This is a genomic window from Pandoraea bronchicola (genome assembly GCF_902459805.1).
Lineage (GTDB): Bacteria > Pseudomonadota > Gammaproteobacteria > Burkholderiales > Burkholderiaceae > Pandoraea > Pandoraea bronchicola.
In genome coordinates this window covers 281581-302752 of sequence record NZ_CABPST010000004.1, presented here as the reverse complement: position 1 = coordinate 302752, position 21172 = coordinate 281581, and the positions used below count along the sequence as shown (strand labels likewise).

Genomic DNA, 21172 nt, shown 5'->3' with positions numbered 1-21172 from the left:
GTAGAATCCGGCGCCTTGTGTGCTCGGTTTATGGCAACTCTTATGCGCATTGACAAACCGCTTTGGCAGGAAGGGCTGATTCTCTCTCCCCAGCATTTTCAGCAGCAGGATCGTTGGACCGGATTTTCTCTGCAACAGATCACCGGCAGTGTGCTGTCGAGTCCGTGGGGAACGCTCGATGTCGAAGTGGACGAGCAGGCGCTCGAGGCAGGGCGCCTCAAGCTCAGCCGTCTCAAGCTGCGATTTCCCGATGGCACACCGATCGACACGACACTCGTCGACGCATTGCCCGCCGCGCGTGATCTCACGCAAGGGTTGGCGCCCGATGTGCAGTCGCTCACGGTGCTTGCCGCCCTGGCGCTGCCTGACGCAAACGGCTCGAATTGCCGGCTTGATGCGACGCCCGCTTCACGTCCGCACCGGTCGTACCGTGATTACGTAAAAGTCATTGATCAGTACGGCACCGAATCGGTCGAGATTGCAGCCGAGCGGCACGCGGTGCGGCTGCTGTTCGACTTCGAGCCGCATGCCGATGACACCGTGTGCGTCATCGCTCGCCTGTCCCGTGCGGCCAACGGGCGCTTCCGCGTTGATCGCGAATTCGTGCCGCCCTGCCTGGCGCTCGCCGGCCACGCGCGTCACATCGAACGAATCGGTCGCATGGCGGACATTCTCCATGCGAAGAGTCTGGCCCTCGGTACGCGACGCAGCGAGCGGCTCGATCAGGCGGCACAGGTGACTGAGTATGGTGTGGCCGACGTGCAGCTCTTCTGGTTGCTGCATTGCATTCATCAGGCATGGCCACAGTTGCGGCACTTTGCGCGCTATCCGAATCGGCCGCCCGAGTTTCTGTACGTCACGCTGGCACAGTTGGCCAGCATGTTGATGACGTTCTCCACGCAAGCGCAGCTTGCCGATATCCCCGAGTATGACCACCAGAGAGCTGACGAGGTATTTGCTGCGCTTGAGTCCACCATTCGGGAACTGCTTGACGCAATCATTCCGTCCCGTGTCGTGCCGATCGGGCTGCAGCGAAAGTCTGCGACAACGTGGGCAGGGCAGATCCTCGACGAGCGGATTGTGGAGGGGGCCGTGGACTGGTACGTCTCGGTCAGCGCACCGGTGCCGGCCACGGAATTGGCTGTGCAGTTCCCGCGGCTGTGCAAGATCGGCGCCCCGGACGATGTGGAGCGCATCGTCAACTCGGCGTTGCTGGGCATCCCCGTGACGGCGGTGCAGCGTGTGCCATCGGCCATCCCGGTGCGCCTGGATAACCAATATTTCGCACTCGACGGCGCAAGCGACGCGCTCACGCGCATGCTGGCGGCGCGCGCTTGCCAAATCTACCTGCCGGTGTCGCTTGCCGATGCGTCGGTGGAACTCTACGCGGTGCTTCGCTCATGAATGCCGTTGCCATTGAAACTGCCGCATCGGCCACGACCGACACTATGGCACCGTCCACGAACGCTGCAGCATCGGTGACGCCCATTCGTCCTTTTATGCGCGATGTTGCCCTGCTCGTCGCAACGCTTGCGGGCGGGGGAACCGTTCCGGATTCTGCCGCGCTGCGAGCGCGCAGCCAGGAGTTGCTTGATGAGTTCGACGCTGCGCTAGCGCGGGGCGGCATCGGCGCAGAGGTCAAGGCAGATGCGAGTGTGGCACTGTGCGCCTTGCTTGACGAGACCGCATTACGTTATCTGAGCGACAACGACCGCGCGGGGTGGGAATTCGCCCCATTGCAGGTAGAACGATTTGGCGTTCATGACGCTGGGGAGCGAGTGTTTGCCCGACTGGACACCCACCTAGCCACGTCGGCCACGAGCGCGGACGTCCTTGAGTTCTACAGCGCCATACTGGGGTTGGGCTTCGTGGGCCGATACGCTTTGTTGGGTGACGCCAAACGGCGCGAGCTCATCGCGGATTTGGATAACCGGATCGCAGCACTTCGACCGCAAGTCGAGCCGCCGTTTGTCATCGAGCGGACAAACCGGCGACTGTCCGATTGGTTCTGCCGGCTGTCTCCGTGGGCCATGGCAGGACTTGCGTGCGTGATCGCCGCGCTGGTATGGGGCGTTTGGCATACGGCGCTCAGTGTCCAGCTCTCTCACATCGTTCCCGCCAAAAGCGTAGCTGCACCCCACGCCGCAGCGGCACGCCCGTGAAGGCCGGGTGCTCCGTGCAAACCTTCACCTATCCTCGCCGAACGATGGTCGCACTGGCCGCTGCGCTGGCGCTTGCCGTGCTCTGGCTGGTAAGCCCGGTGGCAACGGACGTGGCGATCTTGCTGACGATGGTCATCGCTGCGTTGGCGCTGCTTGCCGTTTGGCTGGGCGGCGGGCGGGCGGCCGTCCAGCCGAGTGAGGGCGTGGCGGCAATCTGTGCCGCAATGCACGCGACGCTGGGCGACATCCCGGCCGAGCAGCTCGCGCGCATGCCGGTGCTCTTGGCGGTGGGCGACGGCTTGCCGTCCATATTTGACCGCGCCGGGCACGACAGCCTTGTCCATCACAGAGCCGGTGCGATCTGGCTTCGAGTCGACAATCCCGCCGATCTGCCACAGCTCGCGTTCGCTGTAAAACAATGGCGCAATGGAATCCCGCCGGAGGGCGCGGTGATTACCGTGTCACCCGGTCTTCACGTACACGCCGATAGCCTGGAGCGGATGTTGCGCGGCGTGCGGCAAGCGTTGGCCGGCGTTGCCAGGTCGGTCGGCGAAAAGCTACCGGGGTACGTGGCCGTTTATCAGCGTCTCTCGCCCGGTGATTCCGCCAGCACTCCTGAGTGGTTCGGCGTGGCGTCTGAACGGGCTGCCATTGAATCCCGCCAGTTGGAGGGCGTCGTGACGTCTGCCGAACAGGCCGCGCAGCGCGCCGGCGGTGAGGTCACGGCGCTTGCTCGCGCAGCGGCGTTGGCGTCGATCGTGCCGTGGTCGGCGCGCATCCTGCTGGCCAGTCTCACCGATGCCGATCTGTCAGCATCCCCTGTGCGCGTACAGGGTGTGGCGTGGATCGATTGCGGCCCGGCAACGAATTGGCAACACTCGTGGGAGCGGGGCGTCGCCGTTCACACGCGCGTGCGGCCCGCCAGCGCTCAGGCTTCGACGCAGCCATGGCCGTTGCCGCATCCCTTCCTTGCCGCGATCCACCGTCGTCCGCATTTATCCGCGCTCTCGCGCACGGTCGTGCACGCGCTCACGCTCCTCGCCTGCGCCAGCACTTTCGCCTTTTGGGCGGCAGGCAAGAACAACGAGTCACTGCTTAGCCGGGTTCAGGGCCATCTCGCGCGATACGCGGCGGTGGAGCCGGGCCACGACGTCGCAAAGCGCGACGCGCTCCAGACGCTGGTGAGCGATCGCAACCAGTTGGACCGCTACGCGCGCCTGGGCGTGCCGCTGCGCCTCTCGTTCGGTATGTACCGCGGGGCGTACTTAATGGATCCTCTGGACAAGGCCATCGCCTCGTACGTTCCACCAGAAGCCCCGCCCTCGGTCATCACCCTCGACAGCATGTCGCTCTTCGACAGCGGTAAAGCAACGCTCAAGCCAGGTTCCACGAAGCTGATGGTCGATGCAGTGGAAATGATCAAGGCACATGCGGACAAGCGCGTGCTCGTCGCCGGTTACACCGATAACGTCGGTACCTCGGATTTCAACCTGAAGCTCTCAAAAGCGCGCGCCGAGGCGGTGCGGGACTGGCTCGCCGAAGCGTCTGGCATCGCTTCCACGCAGTTCGCGATTCAGGGCTACGGCGATACGCGGCCGATCGCGAGCAACGGCACCGATGCGGGGCGTGCCAAAAACCGCCGTGTCGAAATTACGTTGGTGCCTGACTTCGGGGCTTGACGTCCTCGCCTTATGTCCCCGGAACCGTGGGTTTCGGGATTCAACCGCCCGCGGGTACATCCTGCGGGCACTTGTTGCAGTAGTAATCTAGGAGCAACGCATGGCAATTCCTGGCTATATGTTTCTGTCTGACGACGCCGGCAAAAAAATCGACGGTTCGGTGACCGTCAAGGGTCGCGAGGGTAGCGTCGAACTCGTCGCTTATGACCACGACGTCTATATTCCGACCGACGGAAACACGGGCAAACTGACGGGCACGCGCGTGCACAAGCCGTACCTGCTCACCAAGGCCAAGGACCGTTCTACGCCTGAGTTGTACAAAGCGCTGACGTCGGGCAAGACGCTGCAGACGGTGACGATCCGCGAATACGCCATTGACAGTGCCGGCAAAGAGGAAGAGTACTTCACGACGGTGATGGAGAACGTGAAGGTTGTTCGCATCAAGGCCAAGATGCTGGACATCAAGGATCCCAGCTTCGAGAAGCACAACCACCTCGAAGAAGTGGAACTGCGCTACGAAACCATCCAGTGGAAGTATGCCGACGGCAACATCCAGCACAAGGATTCGTGGAACGAGCGCGGCGGTAAAGCCGCCTGACGCATTGCCACGATAACGACTTGCCGATAGCCGGTGTGCCGTGGCACCCGGCGTCGGCAGCGATCCCCGGCCTCTCGGAATTCCTTCCTGTCTGACATGACCTCTCGCGATACCACTTACCTGCTGCAACACCTCAATACTCACTGCGCGACGGCCCTCGAGGCCGCCGCGAGTCTTTGCAGGATGCGGCTCGCGGACGAAATCACCGTCGAGCACTGGCTGCTGAAGCTCCTTGAGGCCGGTGACGGCGATATCCCCGCCATTTTGTGCCATTACAGCATCGATGCGGATGCGGTTTGGGACGCTTTGATGTCCACCATCGACCGACTGCCGCGCAACCTGCGAGGAAAGCCCTCGTTATCCCCCCAGTTGGCTGCCGTGCTTTCGGATGCCTGGCCCCATGCCTGCGCGGAAGATGCCCAGTGGCCTATCCGTTCTGCCAACTTGCTCCAGGCTATCGTAGATGCACCGCACGTACTGCGCGCGCGCCACGCCTGGCCGTTGCTAAGCTTCGGCAGCGCCCAGATCGGTCGGCTTCTCTCGCGGCTTGGCCCTCGGACATGCGAAACGCAGCCAGCCCTCGACGCATCTTCGGCAGCGGTCCGAGGCCAAGCCGAAGCAACGTCCAGGGAGGCGCTCAAGCATGATGTTGCACTGAAAGCGCCATCGCACGCCGGAGTCGCGGCCAACGGCGCGGGGCTGGCGGCACAGTCAAACGCACTTGCCCGTTACGCGATTGATCTGACGGAAAAGGCACGAAACGGAGAAATTGATCCCGTCTTCGGGCGCGATCGCGAAATTCAGCAGATGGTCGACGTGTTGGCCAGACGCCGAAAGAACAATCCGATTTTGGTGGGAGAACCCGGGGTTGGCAAAACGGCGCTGGTCGAAGGGCTCGCGCTGCGCGTGGCGACCGGCGACGTGCCGAGCGTCATTCGCAACGTGCGAGTGCTCACGCTCGACCTTGGGTTACTGCAGGCCGGTGCCGGCGTGAAAGGCGAGTTTGAGCAACGTCTCAAGACGGTGATCGACGAGGTGCAGGCATCAAGCGTGCCGGTGTTGCTGTTCATCGACGAGGCGCATACGCTCATTGGCGCAGGTAATGCTGCGGGTGGAACTGATGCGGCCAATCTGCTCAAGCCTGCTCTGGCGCGCGGCGAGCTGCGTACGATCGCAGCGACGACATGGGCCGAGTATAAGGAGTTCTTCGAACGGGACGCAGCGCTTGAGCGGCGTTTCCAGATGATCAAAGTCGACGAGCCCGATGATGAGGCCGCTTGCCTGATGCTGCGCGGACTCAAGGAGTACTACGCAACGTTCCACCGTGTCCACATTCGGGACGAAGCGCTGGTCGCTGCAGTCAAGCTCTCGCGACGCTATATTCCGGCGCGGCAGTTGCCGGACAAGGCCGTCGACCTGATCGACACGGCAGCGGCGCGCGTACGCATGGGTTTGGAGTCCGCACCGGTGGCGCTTCAGGAGGCCGGGGCGCGTCAGGGGGCGCTGGAGATCGAGTTACTGACGCTCGAGTCCGATGTTGCACAGGGAATTGGCGGGGCGAAGGAGCGACTCATCGCCATTGCGTCGGAACTACGTGCGGCAAGGGCCGGGGCGGACGACCTGCGGCATCGCTATGAGCACGAACGCGAGCTGGTCACGGCGGTTCACACGCAACGCGAGAGCTGGTCGACAGACACAGGGAGCGAAGCACTCGCGCTGGCATGCGAAGCGTTGGCTGACGCACAAGGGTCGCAGCCCCTGATCTTTGCGGATGTGGACGCACAGGCGATTGCCCGTGTGGTGGCAGAGTGGACCGGCGTACCGGTGGGCAATCTGCTGGCCGACGAGTTACAGAACCTGTTGACGCTGGAAGCACAGCTTGGCGCCCGCGTGGTCGGCCAGACCGACGCCCTGCAGGGGCTCTCGCAGAGCCTCCGGACCGCCAAGGCCGGGCTGATGACAGAACATGCGCCGCTGGGCGTATTCCTGCTCGCGGGACCCTCGGGCGTGGGCAAGACCGAAACCGCGTTGGCGTTGGCGGACGTGTTGTTTGGTGGCGAAGCGGCCCTCACCACGATCAACATGTCCGAGTATCAGGAGGCGCACTCGGTCTCGCAGCTCAAGGGTTCCCCGCCGGGTTACGTGGGCTACGGGCGTGGCGGCGTGCTGACCGAAGCCGTACGTCGGCGCCCGTACAGCGTGGTGCTGCTCGATGAGGTGGAAAAAGCGCATCGTGACGTGCTTGACATGTTCTATCAAGTGTTCGACCGCGGGACGATGCGGGACGGCGAGGGGCGCGAGATCAACTTTCGCAATTGCGTGATCTTGATGACGTCCAATCTGGGCAGTTCGGCAATCGAACAGGCGACGACGGACAGTCCGGAGATTGACCACGGCGCGCTACTCGAGACCATTCACCCGGAACTGGTTCAGCACTTTCAACCCGCGTTGCTGGCACGCTTTCAGACGCTGGTGTACCGGCCGCTCGAAACAGACGCGTTGCGGTCGATCGTTGCCATGAAGATGGCCAAGGTCGCGCAACGTTTGAGAAGACAGCACGGCGTGACGCTAAACACGAGCGAAACGTTGGAAATGGCGCTGGCAACGCAATGCCAGGCGCGGGCGTCGGGAGCGCGCAGCATTGATGCAATGATTCACCAGCAGATCCTGCCGGCCATCGCGCGCGAACTGCTCGAACGGATGGCCACGGGGGGCACGCCAGCGGGTATCGAATTGACGCTATCGACGCAAGGGCAACTCGACATCGACTTTCTCGACCACATCGCTTCCCTCGAGCACGCGGAACCAGAGGTGCTAACGCCCCCAGTCGCACGATGACGGTCGGCCCATCGCTCTACGACATGCTGCTTGGGCACATCGACGGTGAGCCGATTGCGGCGAACGACGATCGCACGCTGGAGATCCTGAGCGTGCAACGAAACGTCCATCGGATCTTGAATACTCGCGCCGGCGCCGTAAAGCACTTGCCACAGTATGGACTGCCCGACCTGAGCCTTGTCTACCGTGCGCTCCCGGCGTCGGCAAGTCAGTTGCAGGCCCAGTTGGAGGCCACACTGCTTGCGTATGAGCCGCGGATAAGGGCGGTCGACGTCGAGGTGCTATCGAACGATGATCCCGGTGTTGTCATGAGTTTCGAGATGACGTGCCATCTCAAGAAAGCAGGGCTTGTGCGGTTTGGGACGTATTTTGAGTCGCGGGGGCGAGTGCGATTGCAGCGAAGATTTGCAAATCAACATTCTCGGTGAATCGTGCGCCCAGCCAGTTGCGCCGCCTCCAGACTTCGTGATCTCGTCGATCCGATAAGAGAAGCATAGACGTTAAAGCGGGAGACTCGGAACATTGACCTGCCCCCGAAAGACCGAGGCACCTGAAACTGGAGATTTCTGGCAAATTTGAAGCCCTGACGGGCGGGCGATTTGCATGAAGAAATCGAAGTCCACCGAAGAGCAAATAGGCCTCAACAACTCGAAGACCTCTAGGGCCGTTATAAAAATCAGGTTCCCTGTTCGCGGGATCGACCGGTGTGCCACTGTCAATCATCAATGCACCGTCGGTGGAGGTAAGGTTCCGCAGAACGGTAAGGCTGGCCTGAGGCGAGTATGGCCCAGATGTTACGAGCCATCTTGTTGGCCATTGCGACGATCGCACGATTTGCGCCACGCCGCTCTTGAACCGCCAAAGCCCAGGCATGCTTTCTATCCTGCTTGGTGGGGGCAGTTCGAAGTATCGCTCGTTCATATCCCTCCGTGACGGGGGCGCCAATTGAATCCGATAGTTCAGTTCGACGACAGTGATCAATTTCGAACCACGCATCCGTTCGGTCAACGCGGATATCGAAGTCCGCACCCATTGAGCCCGATAGGCTCATAGCGACAATCGTATCGGGGCAAGAATCAGGAGACGGTCGACCGTTGCCTGGCACTACACCGTGCCTTGCGTTAAATCGACTGAGCAGGGGAATGGGGGCGTGCGAGAGAGGGCGTACTGTGAGCCCCTCGATGCCGATCGAGGACCCAGGGGCTCACAGCGTAGATATAAAATCCAAAACACTAACCACTATCGAACTCGCTCGACTTGCGCGTTACCGCGTCGTAGCGAGAACGCGTCGAACCAGCACGACACAGATACCTGCGAACACAACCAGTGCCAGCCATTCGGATGTCGGGGCAAAACCACTCCCGACGATCGCCAGCGGCGAGTCGGAACCCGTGAAGCCGACCACCATCGCCATCGCCACACCGACAAGACTCTCACCGACGATCAAGCCCGACGCGAGCAACACGCCTCGACGTTCAGCCGCTTCGGCGAACGGACCAAAGTCCTTGCCCTGCGCCTTCGCGCGCGCTTTCAGCACGCGTTGCGCGATCCAGCCCAACAGCGCACCAATCACCAGCACCGAACCAATAGTCGGCGGCAGATAGATGCCGATGCCCACGGCAATCACCGGCAGTCGCGCGACACCGCCTCGCTTGGCCAGTACGGCGTCAACGGCGATCAGTGCGAGCCCAAGCAGCGCACCAATGCCAAGCATCGACCAATCGAGCTTGTGCGTGAAGATGCCTTTAGCGATCGCTGTCATCAAAATAGCCTGCGGTGCGGAAAGGGCCTGCGACGGATCCATGCCCGGACGCGGCAACGCATCGGTAAAGCCATAGGCGTTGTACAGCAGGTTCAGCACCGGGGGAATCACCGCGGCGCCGACCACGCAGCCGACGAGCAGCGCCACCTGCTGACGCCACGGCGTTGCACCTACGAGCCAACCCGTCTTCAGATCCTGCAGGTTGTCATTCGAAATCGTCGCAATGGCGATGACGGCCGACGTCGTGAACAAGGCCAGCGCAATCGCGAGCTTGCTGCCCTCACTCGTGTCGAGCAGCCCGCTCGCCTGGCTGACGCTGAGAATCAGCAGCGAGACGAGCACGACGGCAACGATCCCGATACCCGAAATCGGGCTGGCCGACGAGCCCACCAGTCCGGCCATATAGCCGCAGGCCGCCGCCACAAGAAAGCCGAAAACCACCGCAAACACCACACTGCAAGCCACCAGCGTCGCAATGCCGCCGAACGATAAGGGGGCCTGCGCAAGGAACACACCGAATGTCACGACCCACACGGCCACGCAAACGAGCGTGAGCCCAATCACCCAATACGGCGAGAGGTCTTGCTCGGTGCGTCCCGGTGCAGCGCTCTTGCCGCGTGTGCCGCGCGATTGTCCCAGCGCGGTGAACGACGTCTTCACGCCATCGACCATCGGCTTCGCGAGCGTGATGAGTGTCCAGATCGCAGACACGCCAATGACACCGGCACCCATGAATCGCACCTTGTGCTGCCAGAGTCCGTTGGCAAACGCGGCGATCGCCTGGCCGTCGGTGTTCGGCGTAATAGACGTCAGCACCGGCACGGCAATGCCCCAGCTAAAGACAATGCCAAGCAGAATCGCGATGCCCGACACCATCCCGATGAGATAACCCGCACCGATCAACGCGAGGGAGAAGCCGGTCGTCAGGCGGAACACGGCGGCGCCGGCCGGGATCCACACCGTAATGCTCTCACCCAACACCTTCAGGCCCGCCGTCGCCAAGGCGAACAGTGCCGAGATCGCACCACCGAACGCGATTTCGCGCACACCACTGGCTTCGTTGGCACCCGCGCGCGCCGGTGAGGCCTTTCCGTCGGCCGCCGTCACGTCGTCCCCCTCGCTGCCAACGCGAAGAATCTCTGCTGCCGCGACACCTTCGGGGTACGGAAGATCGCTGTCGACGACCATCGCACGCCGCAAAGGGATGGTGAACAGCACACCAAGAATGCCACCCGACGCGCATATCGCGAGCGTCAAGCCAAACGGGAAGCCTTGCCAGTGACCGATCATCAACAAGCCCGGCAACACGAAAATGATCGACGAGAGGGTGCCAGCCGCAGACGCCTGCGTCTGCACCATGTTGTTCTCGAGAATGTTCCCGCCACGCAGCGCACGCAACACGGCCATGGAAATGACAGCCGCCGGAATCGATGAGGAGAAGGTCAGCCCGACCTTCAGGCCAAGGTAGACGTTGGAAGCGGTGAACACCACAGTGATCAGGGCGCCGAGGATCATGCCGCGCACCGTCAATTCTGGGAGCGAGACGGTGTCGGGAATTCGGGTCGGAAGAGATGCCATGTATGAATCGGGGGGATTTTCGCCCAATGAGAATGTGGCGCAAATTGTATGCGCCCCCGTAGTGCGCCGCCAGTCTTGACGGCAGACATGGAACGACCGTTCGAATCGCATATTTCGGACGCGTGGAGCAGGCGCTCACTCACACAACCCCGTCTGACAACCGGTTTAGGCTAAAGCACCGAAAGCCTATCTATTTACTCGATGGAATCCAACTTTTCCCAATCGATTTATTGATGGATTATGCGGGTTTTCCCTATAAATAAAAGAGAACGCGCGGCTCCTCAGGGGAAAAGGGGGCTTGCGCCGTAAAAGGAGCTTTCCGATGTCCAGTCTGCCCACTTCATCGCATCCGGCAATCCAGTCGAGCGGCGCACGCCGTTGGTGGGTGCTTGCCGTCGTATCGGTGGCGCTGCTGCTCATCGTGATCGACATGACGGTGCTCTATACGGCACTGCCTCGTCTGACCCACGATCTTGCAGCGACGGCTTCCGCCAAGCTGTGGATCGTGAACGCCTACGCACTGGTGGTGTCGGGCCTGTTGCTCGGCATGGGCACGCTCGGCGATCGACTTGGCCACAAGCGTCTTTTCCTTGCCGGGCTGGTGGTCTTTGGCGTGGCGTCGCTCGCCGCGGCATTGGCGCCTAATGCCAACTTCCTGATCGGCGCGCGCGGGTTCCTCGGCGTCGGTGCGGCCATGATGATGCCCGCCACGTTGTCGCTGATCCGCCTGACCTTTGCCGACGCACATGAGCAAGCGCTCGCTATCGGTATCTGGGCATCGGTCGCTTCCGGCGGTGCGGCGTTTGGGCCCATTGTCGGCGGCGCGTTGCTCGAGCATTTCTGGTGGGGCTCGGTATTCCTGATCAACGTGCCCATCGTGCTGATCGCATTGCCACTCGCGTGGTGGCTGATTCCGAAGGGCGGTGCAACGTCGAAGCAACCTTGGGACTGGTTCGGATCGATGCTTTTCATGGTCGGCCTGATCGGTCTGACGTATGCGATCAAGAGCGCCGGCAAGCCTTCGCCGCACGGGGCGACGATCGTCGTCGCGCTGATCGTGGGTACCGTTTTCCTGTGGGCCTTCGTGCGCCGGCAGCTACGCAGCGAACATCCGTTGCTCGACTTCGCGCTGTTCCGCAATCCGGCATTCTCTGGCGCGGTGGCGGCGGCATTGGTGGCGGCCGCCGCGTTGATCGGCATGCAACTGGTGTTCAGCCAGCGTCTGCAACTGGTTCTCGGGTATTCCCCGCTGGAAGCTGGATTGGCGAACCTGCCGCTGTCACTGGCCGCTTTCGTGGCAGGCCCGATTGCCGGGCGCCTGCTGCCGCGCATGGGCGCACGGATGCTGCCGATTGCACTGCTGACGTCGGCGGCCGGTATGGCCGGCTACCTGGTGCTTCGCGATATGGGCCTCGTGTTGTCGGCGCTCTCGCTGGCGACGCTCGGCCTTGGCGTCGGCGCAACGATGACTGCCGCATCGAGCACCATCATGCAGAGTGCACCGCCTGAGCGCGCCGGCATGGCGGCGTCGGTCGAAGAGGTGTCCTACGAACTCGGCGGCGCGCTGGGGGTGACGTTCATGGGCAGCCTGCTGACGTTTGTCTACGGCCGCTCGATGGATGTGCCGCAGACAGCGACATTGCCCGGCACCGTGCGCGACAGTCTCGACGAAGCTCAGTGGGTCGCGGAGCACCTACCGCCGGCGCTTGCCGACGCACTTACGACCGTGGCGAATACCGCCTTCAATGACGGGTTCAACGCCGTGATCGGCGCGGGGGCGTTGCTGCTCTTCGCGACGGCCGTCTGGTGCTGCTGGCACGCGCGCACGCGCTGACCGGCAAGCCCAATGCGCGCTCGCTCTGCGCCGGGCGCGCGCTTCATTGCAGCGAACACGACAACCAATGCGCGATGCGCACGCCATCCAGGCGAGAGCCTTCAGGGGTGTCGCTGCCGAGCATCGTCACGATGACGGGACGACGCTTGTGCACCATCACGCGCATCACCATGTTGTGCCCCGATTCGTTGATGAATCCCGTCTTCTGCACACTCGCATTCACTTTCCCGTAGCGCACCAGGCGATTCGTATTGACGTACTGCAATTGCCCTTTGCCCGTGCGCACGCGTTGCTGATGATCGATCGAATAGCGGCGGATGAGCGCATAGCGGTTCGACGCACGCACCAGATGCGCCAGCTCGCGCGCCGTCGACACATTGCGCGGCGACAACCCGGTCGCGTTTTCGAAACGTGTGTTGGGCATGTTCAGGGCACGAGCCTTGGCGTTCATGGCGGAGATGAAGGCGGTGCGTCCGCCCGGATAGTCGCGGCTCAACGCCGCGGCCGCACGGTTCTCCGACGCCATCAAAGAGATGTGCAACATGTCGGCGCGCGAGAGTGTCGAGCCCACCGCGAGGCGCGAGCGCGTGAACTTGAGCGTATCGAGATCCGCGCTCGTTACGGCGAGCGGCGTGCGCATCGCCGGAGCGCTATCGAGCCAGACCATGGCCGTCATCAGCTTGGACAGCGACGCAATCGGCCGTACCTGATCCGCATTACGCGCAAAGAGTGGCGTGTTCGTTTTCTCATCGACGATATAGACGGCCCGCGAGAACAAATGCTTGCGTGAGGCCGGGGTGAAGCCGCAGCGTGCGAGCAACCGGGGTTTCGCGTCGGTACTGACCTTGGCGGGGGCCGCTTTGGCAATCTGGGTTGATGCAGCGGTGGCGGCTGCGGCCGCACGGGCAACCGCGGCGGAACCGCGCTTTGCTGCCACTGAGGAATGTTTCACCGCCGCTTTCGCCTGACGCGGTGGTTTCGCAGCCTTGTGGCCAGAGGGCGCTTTTGCCTGACGACTCGCCGCCCGTTTGCGCGATGGACTCGCTGCCGCCGCCTTTCGGTGCGTGGTCTTCGACGGCTTTTTTGCCGCCGCTTTCTTCTTCTTGACGGCTTCGTCACGGCGCTTGCCTGTGCTCGAGTGATGGGCCGTGGCGGCGAGCGCATCGCTGACAGGCAGTCCTGCGATAAGCAAGATCACGCCGAAGAGCACGAGACGCGCGAGCGCGATGGCGCGTGGCGGCAGACGATAGAGACGGGGCAGGCAGGGGCTGATCAGCGGATACCACAGGGCAGACATCTTCGCGCGATTCCGTAGTGAGAGGGTGACGGTCGACGCGTGCATGCAAAAGAACAGCCTCGCGCGGCGGCGGCCGCCACGCAGGACACAGGCGCAATACACGGGGAAACCTGTTGGACGGCACGTCAACGAGGAGTTCCTGAGTTTGGGCGCGGCGTATTACCAAAAGTTACCTATATCGAACCTTCGGCGTACGAATGCTCTGCGTCGCGTGCCGTATTTGCTTTGCGCGATTTGTTATTGGACGGCAACCGGGGCGGTTTCCTAGACTGTGCCTTCGCCTGAACCGGCCCCCTCCCGACCCAAATCAAAAGGAACCCTCCATGCAACGCCGCCAATTGTTTCGCCTGCTCGGCAGTCTCTCGCTCGCACTGGCCATCGGCTCGCTGGGGGCGATGGGCGCGCATGCTGCCGACAAGCCGCTCAAAGTTGGCGTGCGTGGCGGTGTCGACGAGGAGATATGGGAAGTCGTCACGAAGGTCGCGAAATCGCGTGGCCTGAACGTCGAACCGGTGGTGATCACCGGTACCGCGAGCCCGAACGAAGCGCTCAATAACGGCGATCTCGATGCGAACTCGTTCCAGCACATTCCGTTCCTGCGCGATCAGGTCAAGCAGCGCGGCTACAAGATCGTGGCGGTGGCCGACACGTTGATTTCGCCTATCGCCTTCTACTCGAAGAAGTACAAGTCGCTCGAAGCGTTGCCGACCGGCGCGAAGATCGGTCTGCCGAACGATCCGAGCAATCAGACCCGCGCACTCGTGATTTTGCGCGACCACGGTCTGATCAAACTGCGCGACGGCTTCGATCCGTTCACCGGCACGGCCACACTTGCCGACGTGACGGCCAATCCGCGCAAGCTCGACTTCATCGAGAGCGCCTCGGTCGTGCTGGCGCGCTCGCTGCCTGACGTCGATGCTTCGGCCATCGTCAACAGCTTCGCCTATCAGGTCGGCCTCATCGCTACGCGCGACGGCATCGCCGTGGAAAAGCGCGAGAACAATCCCTACGTGAACATCATTGCCGTGCGCGAGAAGGACAAGCACGCGGCGTGGGTCGCACCGCTGGTCAAGGCATATCAGTCTGACGAAGTGCGCAAGTTCATCGAGACGAAGTATCAGGGTTCGGTTGTCCCGGCGTTCTGAGGCGAGACGCGGCGCGACGTGCGTCGCCCGTCCGATACCCCCCGTCACCAGCGAGGAACATGCGATGGCTACCCGACACACTTCGACGGCCCCCGTCACCCGACTGCCCACAGCGGCAATGCGCGAGGTCGCGCACATCACCTTCGATGGGCTCGGCAAGATTTACCCGGGCGCATCGAGTGCCGCGCTGCAGGACATCTCGTTCGCGGTGCAACGTGGCGAGAGTTTCGGCATCATCGGCCGCAGCGGCGCAGGGAAATCCACGCTGCTGCGCACGATCAATGCGCTGGAGCTGCCCAGCACCGGGCATGTCAAGGTCGATGGCATCGATGTCGCGACACTCGGCGAAGATGCCCTTGTGGGCCTGCGCTGCCGCATCGGCATGATCTTCCAGCACTTCAATCTGCTCTCGGCGAAAACGGTCTTCGAGAACGTGGCGTTGCCATTGCGTGTGGCGGGCGTGCCCAAGACACAGATCGCCCCGCGCGTGAGTGAACTGCTCTCGCTCGTGGGGCTGGCGGGCAAAGCCGAGGCCTATCCCGCGATGCTCTCGGGTGGTCAGAAGCAACGTGTCGGCATTGCGCGGGCGCTGGTGCATCGCCCCGAGATTCTGCTGTGCGACGAGGCAACCTCGGCACTCGACCCCGAGACGACCGATGCGATCCTCACGCTGCTCGGCGACGTGCAGCGCGAGTTCGGGCTGACGGTCGTGCTCATCACCCACGACATGGGCGTGATTCATCAGGCTTGCGACCGCGTGCTGGTCCTCGATCAGGGACGTATTGCCGAGTTGGGTCCGGTCGACGACGTCTTCGCGAATCCACAGGCAGATGCGACACGTGCGTTGCTGCGTCCGCTCCAACACGCATGGCAAGGGCGTTTCGCGTCGTCGGCAACACTCCCCCAGGCGCAGGTTCACGCCCTCTGAATTTCCCGGAAACACCATGATCGATAAATATCTGCGCGCGCTTGGCGAAACCCTGCTGATGGTGACGAGCGCTTGCGCCATCGTCTTCGCGGTGGGGATGTTGCTGGCTGTGGTGCTGGTCGTGACCGCACCGGGCGGCCTGGCGCCGCGACCGCGTCTGAACCGTGCGCTGTCGGTCGTCGTGAACCTGTTTCGCGCCGTGCCGTTCATCATTCTTTTGGTGGCACTGCTGCCCGTCACGCGCTGGATCGTCGGCACGACGATGGGGACATGGGCTGCCGTGGTGCCGCTGGCGGTACACCTGATTCCCTTCTTTGCCCGTGTGACGCAGGTCGGCCTGCGCGAGATCGAGCCGGGGCTGATCGAGGCGGCGCGTGCGATGGGCTGCCGTCGCTGGCATATCGTGCGGCATGTGTTGCTGCCCGAGGCATTGCCCGCGATTCTCGGCGGCGCGACGGTGACGGTCATTGCGATGGTCGGTGCATCGGCGATGGCGGGCGCCGTCGGTGCGGGCGGTCTGGGCGACCTGGCTGTGCGCTACGGTTACGAGCGCTATGAGACGAGCGTCATGTTCAACGTGATCGCGATGCTTGTCGCACTCGTCACGCTCGTGCAGTTCACCGGTGAGCGGCTGGCACGCCACGTCGATCACCGTCGCTGACATCGCCGCAAAACAAATGGGGCCGCTTGCGCGGCCCCATCGGCTGACCGGTTCCGAACGGCGGTGAATACCGTCCGGATCCCGTGATCACGTCATGACCTCATGACCTCATAACCTCAATACCCGAGTGCGAGACCCGTGTTGCGGCGCGGATCGTTTGCACCGTAGTAACGGTTTTTGCCGATCGGCTTACCGCCGAGCGACGGCGCACCGACGAGAATGGCGGCGATGTGATTCGCCGGCTGCGGACCGGCAAACTTCTGGCCCCAGCTCTCGAGGATCTTCTGCGTGTCCGGGCTCAGCGCGAACGGCTCGATGTTGGTGGCTTCCGGCATCCACTGCTGGTGGAAGCGCGGTGCATCGACGGCTTCCTGCAGATTCATGCCGTAGTCGATGACGTTGAGCATCGTGAGCAGCGTCGCGGTGATGATGCGGCTACCGCCCGGCGTACCCACGACCATGACCGGCTTGCCATCCTTCGTGACGATGGTCGGGCTCATCGACGACAGCGGACGGCGGCCCGGGCCGATGGCGTTCGCTTCACCCTGGATCAGACCGTACAGGTTCGGCACGCCCACCTTGGCGGTGAAGTCGTCCATTTCGTCGTTGAGCAGCACGCCCGTGCCGTTGGCCATGACCTTCGCGCCGAACCAGTCGTTGAGCGTGTAGGTGACCGATACGGCGTTGCCGTCTTTGTCGATGATCGAGTAGTGCGTGGTGTTGCTGCCTTCATGCGGCGGCACGCCCGGCTTGATCTCTTGCGAGATACCGGCCTTCTGCGGGTTGATGGCGGCGCGAATCTTGGCGGCGTAGTTCTTGTCGAGCAACTGCGCGATCGGGTTCTTCACGAAGTCCGGGTCACCCAGATAGCTGTTGCGGTCGACGTACGCGTGACGCATTGCCTCGATGGTGTATTGCACGCTCTGTGCCGAGTGGTATCCCAGTTCCTTCATCGGGTAGCCCTCGAGGATGTTCATGATCTCGCAGATCACCACGCCGCCCGAGCTGGGAGGCGGGGCCGACACCACGTGATAGCCGCGATAGTCGCATTCCACCGGGGCCAGTTCGCGCGTCTTGTACTGGTCGAGGTCGGCGTGCGTGATGATGCCGCCGCCTGCCTTCATCGACGCCACGAGCTTGTCGGCGACTTCACCCTTGTAGAAGCCGTCGGTGCCTTTGGCGCTGATCAGCTTGAGCGTGCGCGCGAGATCTTTCTGCACCAGACGCTCGCCCGGCTGGAACGGCTTTCCCTTGTTCAGGAAGATGGCGCCGGAGTTGGCACGGTCCTTCTCGAAATCCTTGGTCGAGGTCCACAGCATGTCGACGTCGCCCTGATCGAGCACGAAGCCCTTGTCCGCCAGCGTGACGGCCGGGGCGAGCAGTTGCTGACGTGTCTTCGTGCCGTACTTCTCGCGGGCGTATTCCATGCCCGACACGGTGCCCGGCACGCCTACGGCCAGATAGCCGGTGGTCGAGGCCCCCTTGATGACGTTGCCGTCCTTGTCGAGATACATGTTGGCGGTGGCCGCCAGCGGGGCCTTCTCGCGGAAGTCGAGGAAGGTCTTGCGGCCATCGGCGAGCTGAATCGTCATGAAGCCGCCGCCGCCGATGTTGCCGGCTGCCGGATACACCACGGCGAGGGCATAACCCACGGCAACGGCGGCGTCGATGGCGTTACCGCCAGCCTTGAGCACGTCCACGCCGACTTTCGACGCAATGTGCTGGGCCGTGACGACCATGCCGTTCTCGGCACCGACCGGTGCCTGCGAGGCCGCGTGGACGTTGAATAGCGCACAGCTCAGTGCTGTCGCCAGAAGCGCTTTGGTGAAGGTTGGATTTTTCATCGTTTTTCTATGGTTCTTGTCTGAGCGAGATAGGTGGAACTTCAACGGCGCTGGCGACGGACGCACGACCGGCAACTCGCCCGCGCACAGTACCTGAGGCCGGTACTGCTCCGGGGCGACGTCTCCGCTGCCGTGTGAGTGACGTGCGTAAAAGTTCCGTCGACTAGCGAACGTTAACGCATAACGGGTAATTGGGGAAAGATGCGCCAAAAGTCCGGGTGGCGGGCCACGACGCCATATCGGGGGGGCGCTGGACATTTCCTGCATATGCGCTAACGCCTTCACCGGCAAGCGTTGAGCGATATTTAGGGCCAGATGGAAATCGGGGGATTGGCCGCCGAAACGGGGGAGATCGTGACCCGAAACGGCGCGAATCGATGCGATTCTCCGCTGAGGCTGTTGTGCTGTCACCACGCTGTCACGGGCTTCGCGTAGCGCCAGCGAGGCTGGCACTTTCGGAGCGAAGACGGAGCCAGAGTCAACGCGGTGTTGAGCGGCAACGTTGGATGCTGCCGCTCGTCAGGCGAATCAGACCAGCAGATCTTCGTAGAACGCGCCGAACGCACGCGTCGGATGTGCGATCTGGATCTCCAGAATCCACAGGCCGCCGTTGGGCGTATCGGTCAGGTCGGCCAGTTTGCCGGCCTTGTAGATAGCGTGAGGGAAGTCGCTGACGCGGTGGCCCTTCATGTCGAGGTTGAGCACCCAGCCCATCGTCTCGGCCTGCGCCTTTGCGAACGCGTACAGGGCCTGACCGCTCACCCCCTGCGTGCGCCAATGATCCTGCACGATGCCGAACAAGCGCTTCGCGTCGTCGGCGCAGCGCTGCATTTCTGGGTCGGCGCCGGTCGTGCGCGTGACGCCGCAGTCGCCCTCGTGCGCGTCGAACACCACGCCGATATCGATGAAGTAGATGTCGTCGTCGCCGAGTACCGGATCGTTGTCGCTGCGCTCACTGAAGGTGCGCAGCGTGTTCTCGCCGAAGCGAATCAGCACCGGATGCCAGATGCGATCCATGCCGAGCGTGCCGAGCAGTGTCTTGCTCGCGGTAATGGCTTCCGATTCCCGCATGCCTGGCTTGATGAGGGCGGCGATCTTCTCGGTCGCTTCCCACGTGAGGGCCTGCGCGCGTTGCATGGCGGCGGCGCTGAACTTTGCCCCGACCGCTTCTCTTTGAGCCAACTCCATCGAATCTCTCCGCTGATCTTCATGACTTGGGGGGATCACTTGCCGCGTTGCAATTAACGGAACAAGCGTCGTGGAGATAAGAATAAGGTCTAACTTGTATAATTCGAAGCGCCATTTGTCGTGCTATGGATTGGGCCACTTTGAGTTTGCGGCGCGACGCTGTCCACCTTTTCAGCCCTGCTTCCCTCCTACCGTTCACGGATCGCCATGCGCCGACGCCACCTCAGTCCATCGCTCGAATTGCCGCTGGCGGACCGTCACGAGAAGGAGACGCGTCAGGCGTGGGTGTACCGCTGCGTGCGCGAGCGCATCGTGGCGGGGGCGTTGCGGCGAGGCGACCGGTTGCCGTCCACGCGTACGCTGGCCGAACGATGGGGGGTGTCGCGGGGCATTGTCGAGCTGGCGTTCGAGCAACTGACGCTTGAGGGCTACGTGGCGAGCCGCGTCGGCGCGGGCACGGAGGTGGTGGCCGATCTGTGTGCACCGGTGGCGTCACCTCACGCCACGCCGGATGCCGGGATGCCTGCCGTACCATTGCCGGAAAACGCGGCGTCGATTGCGCTCAAGACCGGGCGTTCGGTCGACGCTGCCCTGTTTTCGCTGCCCGCCTGGCGCAGACACATGAATCGCGCGCTGCGCGCGGTCACCCCCGAGTTGCTGGCCGACACCGATCCCCGTGGCTATCTGCCGCTGCGCGAGAGCATCGCTCGCTACGTGCGCATGACCCGGGGTATTGCCTGCGATGCTGCCGAGATCGTCGTGACCACGGGCATCCGTCATGCCATCGATCTCGTCACCGATGTCCTTGCGAACGACAGCACCGAGTTCTATCTCGAAGATCCCGGCTACAAGAATCTGGCGTCGCTGCTGAAAGCACCGCCGCAGCGCTGCGTGAGTGTGCCGGTCGACGACGAGGGCTTTGTCGTTGAGGTGGCGGATCGCGCTGGGAAGGGGCGTCCGGGCATCGCTTACGTCACGCCCGCGCATCAGGCGCCGTTGGGCACCACGATGTCGATCAACCGTCGCGTGCAACTGCTGGAATGGGCGGCTGCGCGCGACGTGTGGATCGTCGAGGACGACTACGACAGTGAATTCAGCTACGGCAGTGCGCCATTGCCCGCGCTCAAGGCCATCGATACCCACGCTCGCGTGATTCACTGCAGCAGCTTCAACAAGTCGCTGTTTCCATCGCTGCGCATCGGTTATCTGCTAGCCCCTCCGGCGTTGCTGGTGCGCATTGCCGGACAGCGCTCGGCGTCGGGGCGGGCCAACAGTCTCATCGAGCAGATGGCATTGGCGAGCTATATCGATGCGGGCGATTTCGCGCGGCACTTGCGCGCGTCGCGCAGCGTCTATTTGCGCCGCCGCAATCTGTTGCTCGATGCGCTTCGCACCCGCATGCCCGTGCCTTGCCGTATTACCGGTGAGCACGCAGGTTTTCACCTCGTGCTTTGGCTGCCGCCGCATGTCGAAGAGGCGGCGCTCGTCGCGACGCTGCGTGCGCAGGGCGTATTCGTGGAGGGGCTGGAGGAGTTCACCCGGTCGCAGGCCATAGCCCCCGGGCTGGTACTCGGCTACGCCGCGCTCGACGACGCGCGGCTGCCAGAGATTGCGACGCGGATTGCCGACGCCATTGCAGCGGCGTGAATCCGCGTCGT

14 protein-coding genes and 1 pseudogene are annotated in these 21172 nt (G+C 62.9%); 11 read left to right on the top strand and 4 right to left on the bottom strand.

Annotated features, from left to right (window positions below; genetic code table 11):
* Positions 1-42: 42 nt before the first annotated feature.
* The 6 genes from tssK (at position 43) to tssE (ending at position 7705) form a co-directional block, all read left to right on the top strand.
* Positions 43-1404 carry a type VI secretion system baseplate subunit TssK gene (gene tssK / locus PBR20603_RS11465; protein ID WP_150559637.1) on the top strand — a complete coding sequence of 454 codons (1362 nt, stop codon included), beginning with the start codon at positions 43-45 and terminating at the stop codon, positions 1402-1404.
* The gene (locus tag PBR20603_RS11460; RefSeq protein WP_150559636.1) at positions 1401-2162 is read left to right on the top strand and encodes a DotU family type IV/VI secretion system protein; all 762 of its coding nucleotides are present in this window, start codon (positions 1401-1403) and stop codon (positions 2160-2162) included. The genes tssK and PBR20603_RS11460 overlap by 4 nt, the downstream gene beginning before the upstream one ends.
* A 14-nt stretch (positions 2163-2176) precedes the next feature.
* Positions 2177-3841, top strand: coding sequence for an OmpA family protein (locus PBR20603_RS11455; protein ID WP_246174551.1), 1665 nt, complete (start codon positions 2177-2179; stop codon positions 3839-3841).
* A 100-nt stretch (positions 3842-3941) separates the two neighbouring features.
* The gene (tssD, locus tag PBR20603_RS11450; protein ID WP_150559635.1) at positions 3942-4439 is read left to right on the top strand and encodes a type VI secretion system tube protein TssD; all 498 of its coding nucleotides are present in this window, start codon (positions 3942-3944) and stop codon (positions 4437-4439) included.
* A gap of 96 nt (positions 4440-4535) precedes the next feature.
* Complete coding sequence (gene tssH, locus PBR20603_RS11445; RefSeq protein ID WP_150559634.1) at positions 4536-7277, top strand: type VI secretion system ATPase TssH; 2742 nt, start codon at positions 4536-4538, stop codon at positions 7275-7277.
* Positions 7274-7705 carry a type VI secretion system baseplate subunit TssE gene (gene tssE / locus PBR20603_RS11440; RefSeq protein WP_150559633.1) on the top strand — a complete coding sequence of 144 codons (432 nt, stop codon included), beginning with the start codon at positions 7274-7276 and terminating at the stop codon, positions 7703-7705. Before tssH ends, tssE begins: the two co-directional genes overlap by 4 nt.
* Positions 7706-8541: 836 nt before the next feature.
* Here tssE and PBR20603_RS11430 read toward each other — a convergent pair.
* Positions 8542-10617: an OPT family oligopeptide transporter gene (locus PBR20603_RS11430; protein ID WP_150559632.1), complete on the bottom strand. Its 2076-nt coding sequence runs from the start codon at positions 10615-10617 to the stop codon at positions 8542-8544.
* A 322-nt stretch (positions 10618-10939) separates the two neighbouring features.
* On the opposite strand from PBR20603_RS11430, the gene PBR20603_RS11425 reads away from it, so the two are divergent.
* Positions 10940-12451 (top strand): MFS transporter, encoded by a 1512-nt coding sequence (locus PBR20603_RS11425; RefSeq protein ID WP_150559631.1) that lies wholly within the window; start codon positions 10940-10942, stop codon positions 12449-12451.
* Between the two features lie 43 nt (positions 12452-12494).
* On the opposite strand, the gene PBR20603_RS11420 is transcribed toward PBR20603_RS11425, so the two are convergent.
* A complete protein-coding gene (locus PBR20603_RS11420) occupies positions 12495-13748 on the bottom strand; it encodes a serine hydrolase (protein WP_246174549.1) in 1254 nt (417 codons plus the stop codon).
* A gap of 323 nt (positions 13749-14071) precedes the next feature.
* Between PBR20603_RS11420 and PBR20603_RS11415 the strand changes: the two genes are divergently transcribed.
* From PBR20603_RS11415 to PBR20603_RS11405, 3 genes and pseudogenes are all read left to right on the top strand, one after another.
* Complete coding sequence (locus tag PBR20603_RS11415; protein ID WP_150559630.1) at positions 14072-14893, top strand: MetQ/NlpA family ABC transporter substrate-binding protein; 822 nt, start codon at positions 14072-14074, stop codon at positions 14891-14893.
* A gap of 118 nt (positions 14894-15011) precedes the next feature.
* Positions 15012-15758, top strand: a pseudogene (locus tag PBR20603_RS11410) (methionine ABC transporter ATP-binding protein); the annotation flags it as partial.
* A 79-nt stretch (positions 15759-15837) separates the two neighbouring features.
* Entirely contained in the window at positions 15838-16482 is a 645-nt protein-coding gene (locus tag PBR20603_RS11405; protein WP_150559628.1) for a methionine ABC transporter permease, read from the top strand.
* Positions 16483-16598: 116 nt separating this feature from the next.
* Here the strand turns inward: PBR20603_RS11405 and ggt are convergent, their stop codons facing one another.
* Together ggt and PBR20603_RS11395 are read right to left on the bottom strand one after the other, a co-directional pair.
* Positions 16599-18221, bottom strand: coding sequence for a gamma-glutamyltransferase (gene ggt / locus PBR20603_RS11400; RefSeq protein WP_246174574.1), 1623 nt, complete (start codon positions 18219-18221; stop codon positions 16599-16601).
* Between the two features lie 633 nt (positions 18222-18854).
* The gene (locus tag PBR20603_RS11395; RefSeq protein ID WP_150559626.1) at positions 18855-19514 is read right to left on the bottom strand and encodes a M24 family metallopeptidase; all 660 of its coding nucleotides are present in this window, start codon (positions 19512-19514) and stop codon (positions 18855-18857) included.
* A 207-nt stretch (positions 19515-19721) separates the two neighbouring features.
* Between PBR20603_RS11395 and pdxR the strand changes: the two genes are divergently transcribed.
* Complete coding sequence (gene pdxR / locus PBR20603_RS11390) at positions 19722-21161, top strand: MocR-like pyridoxine biosynthesis transcription factor PdxR (protein WP_150559625.1); 1440 nt, start codon at positions 19722-19724, stop codon at positions 21159-21161.
* Positions 21162-21172 lie beyond the last annotated feature (11 nt).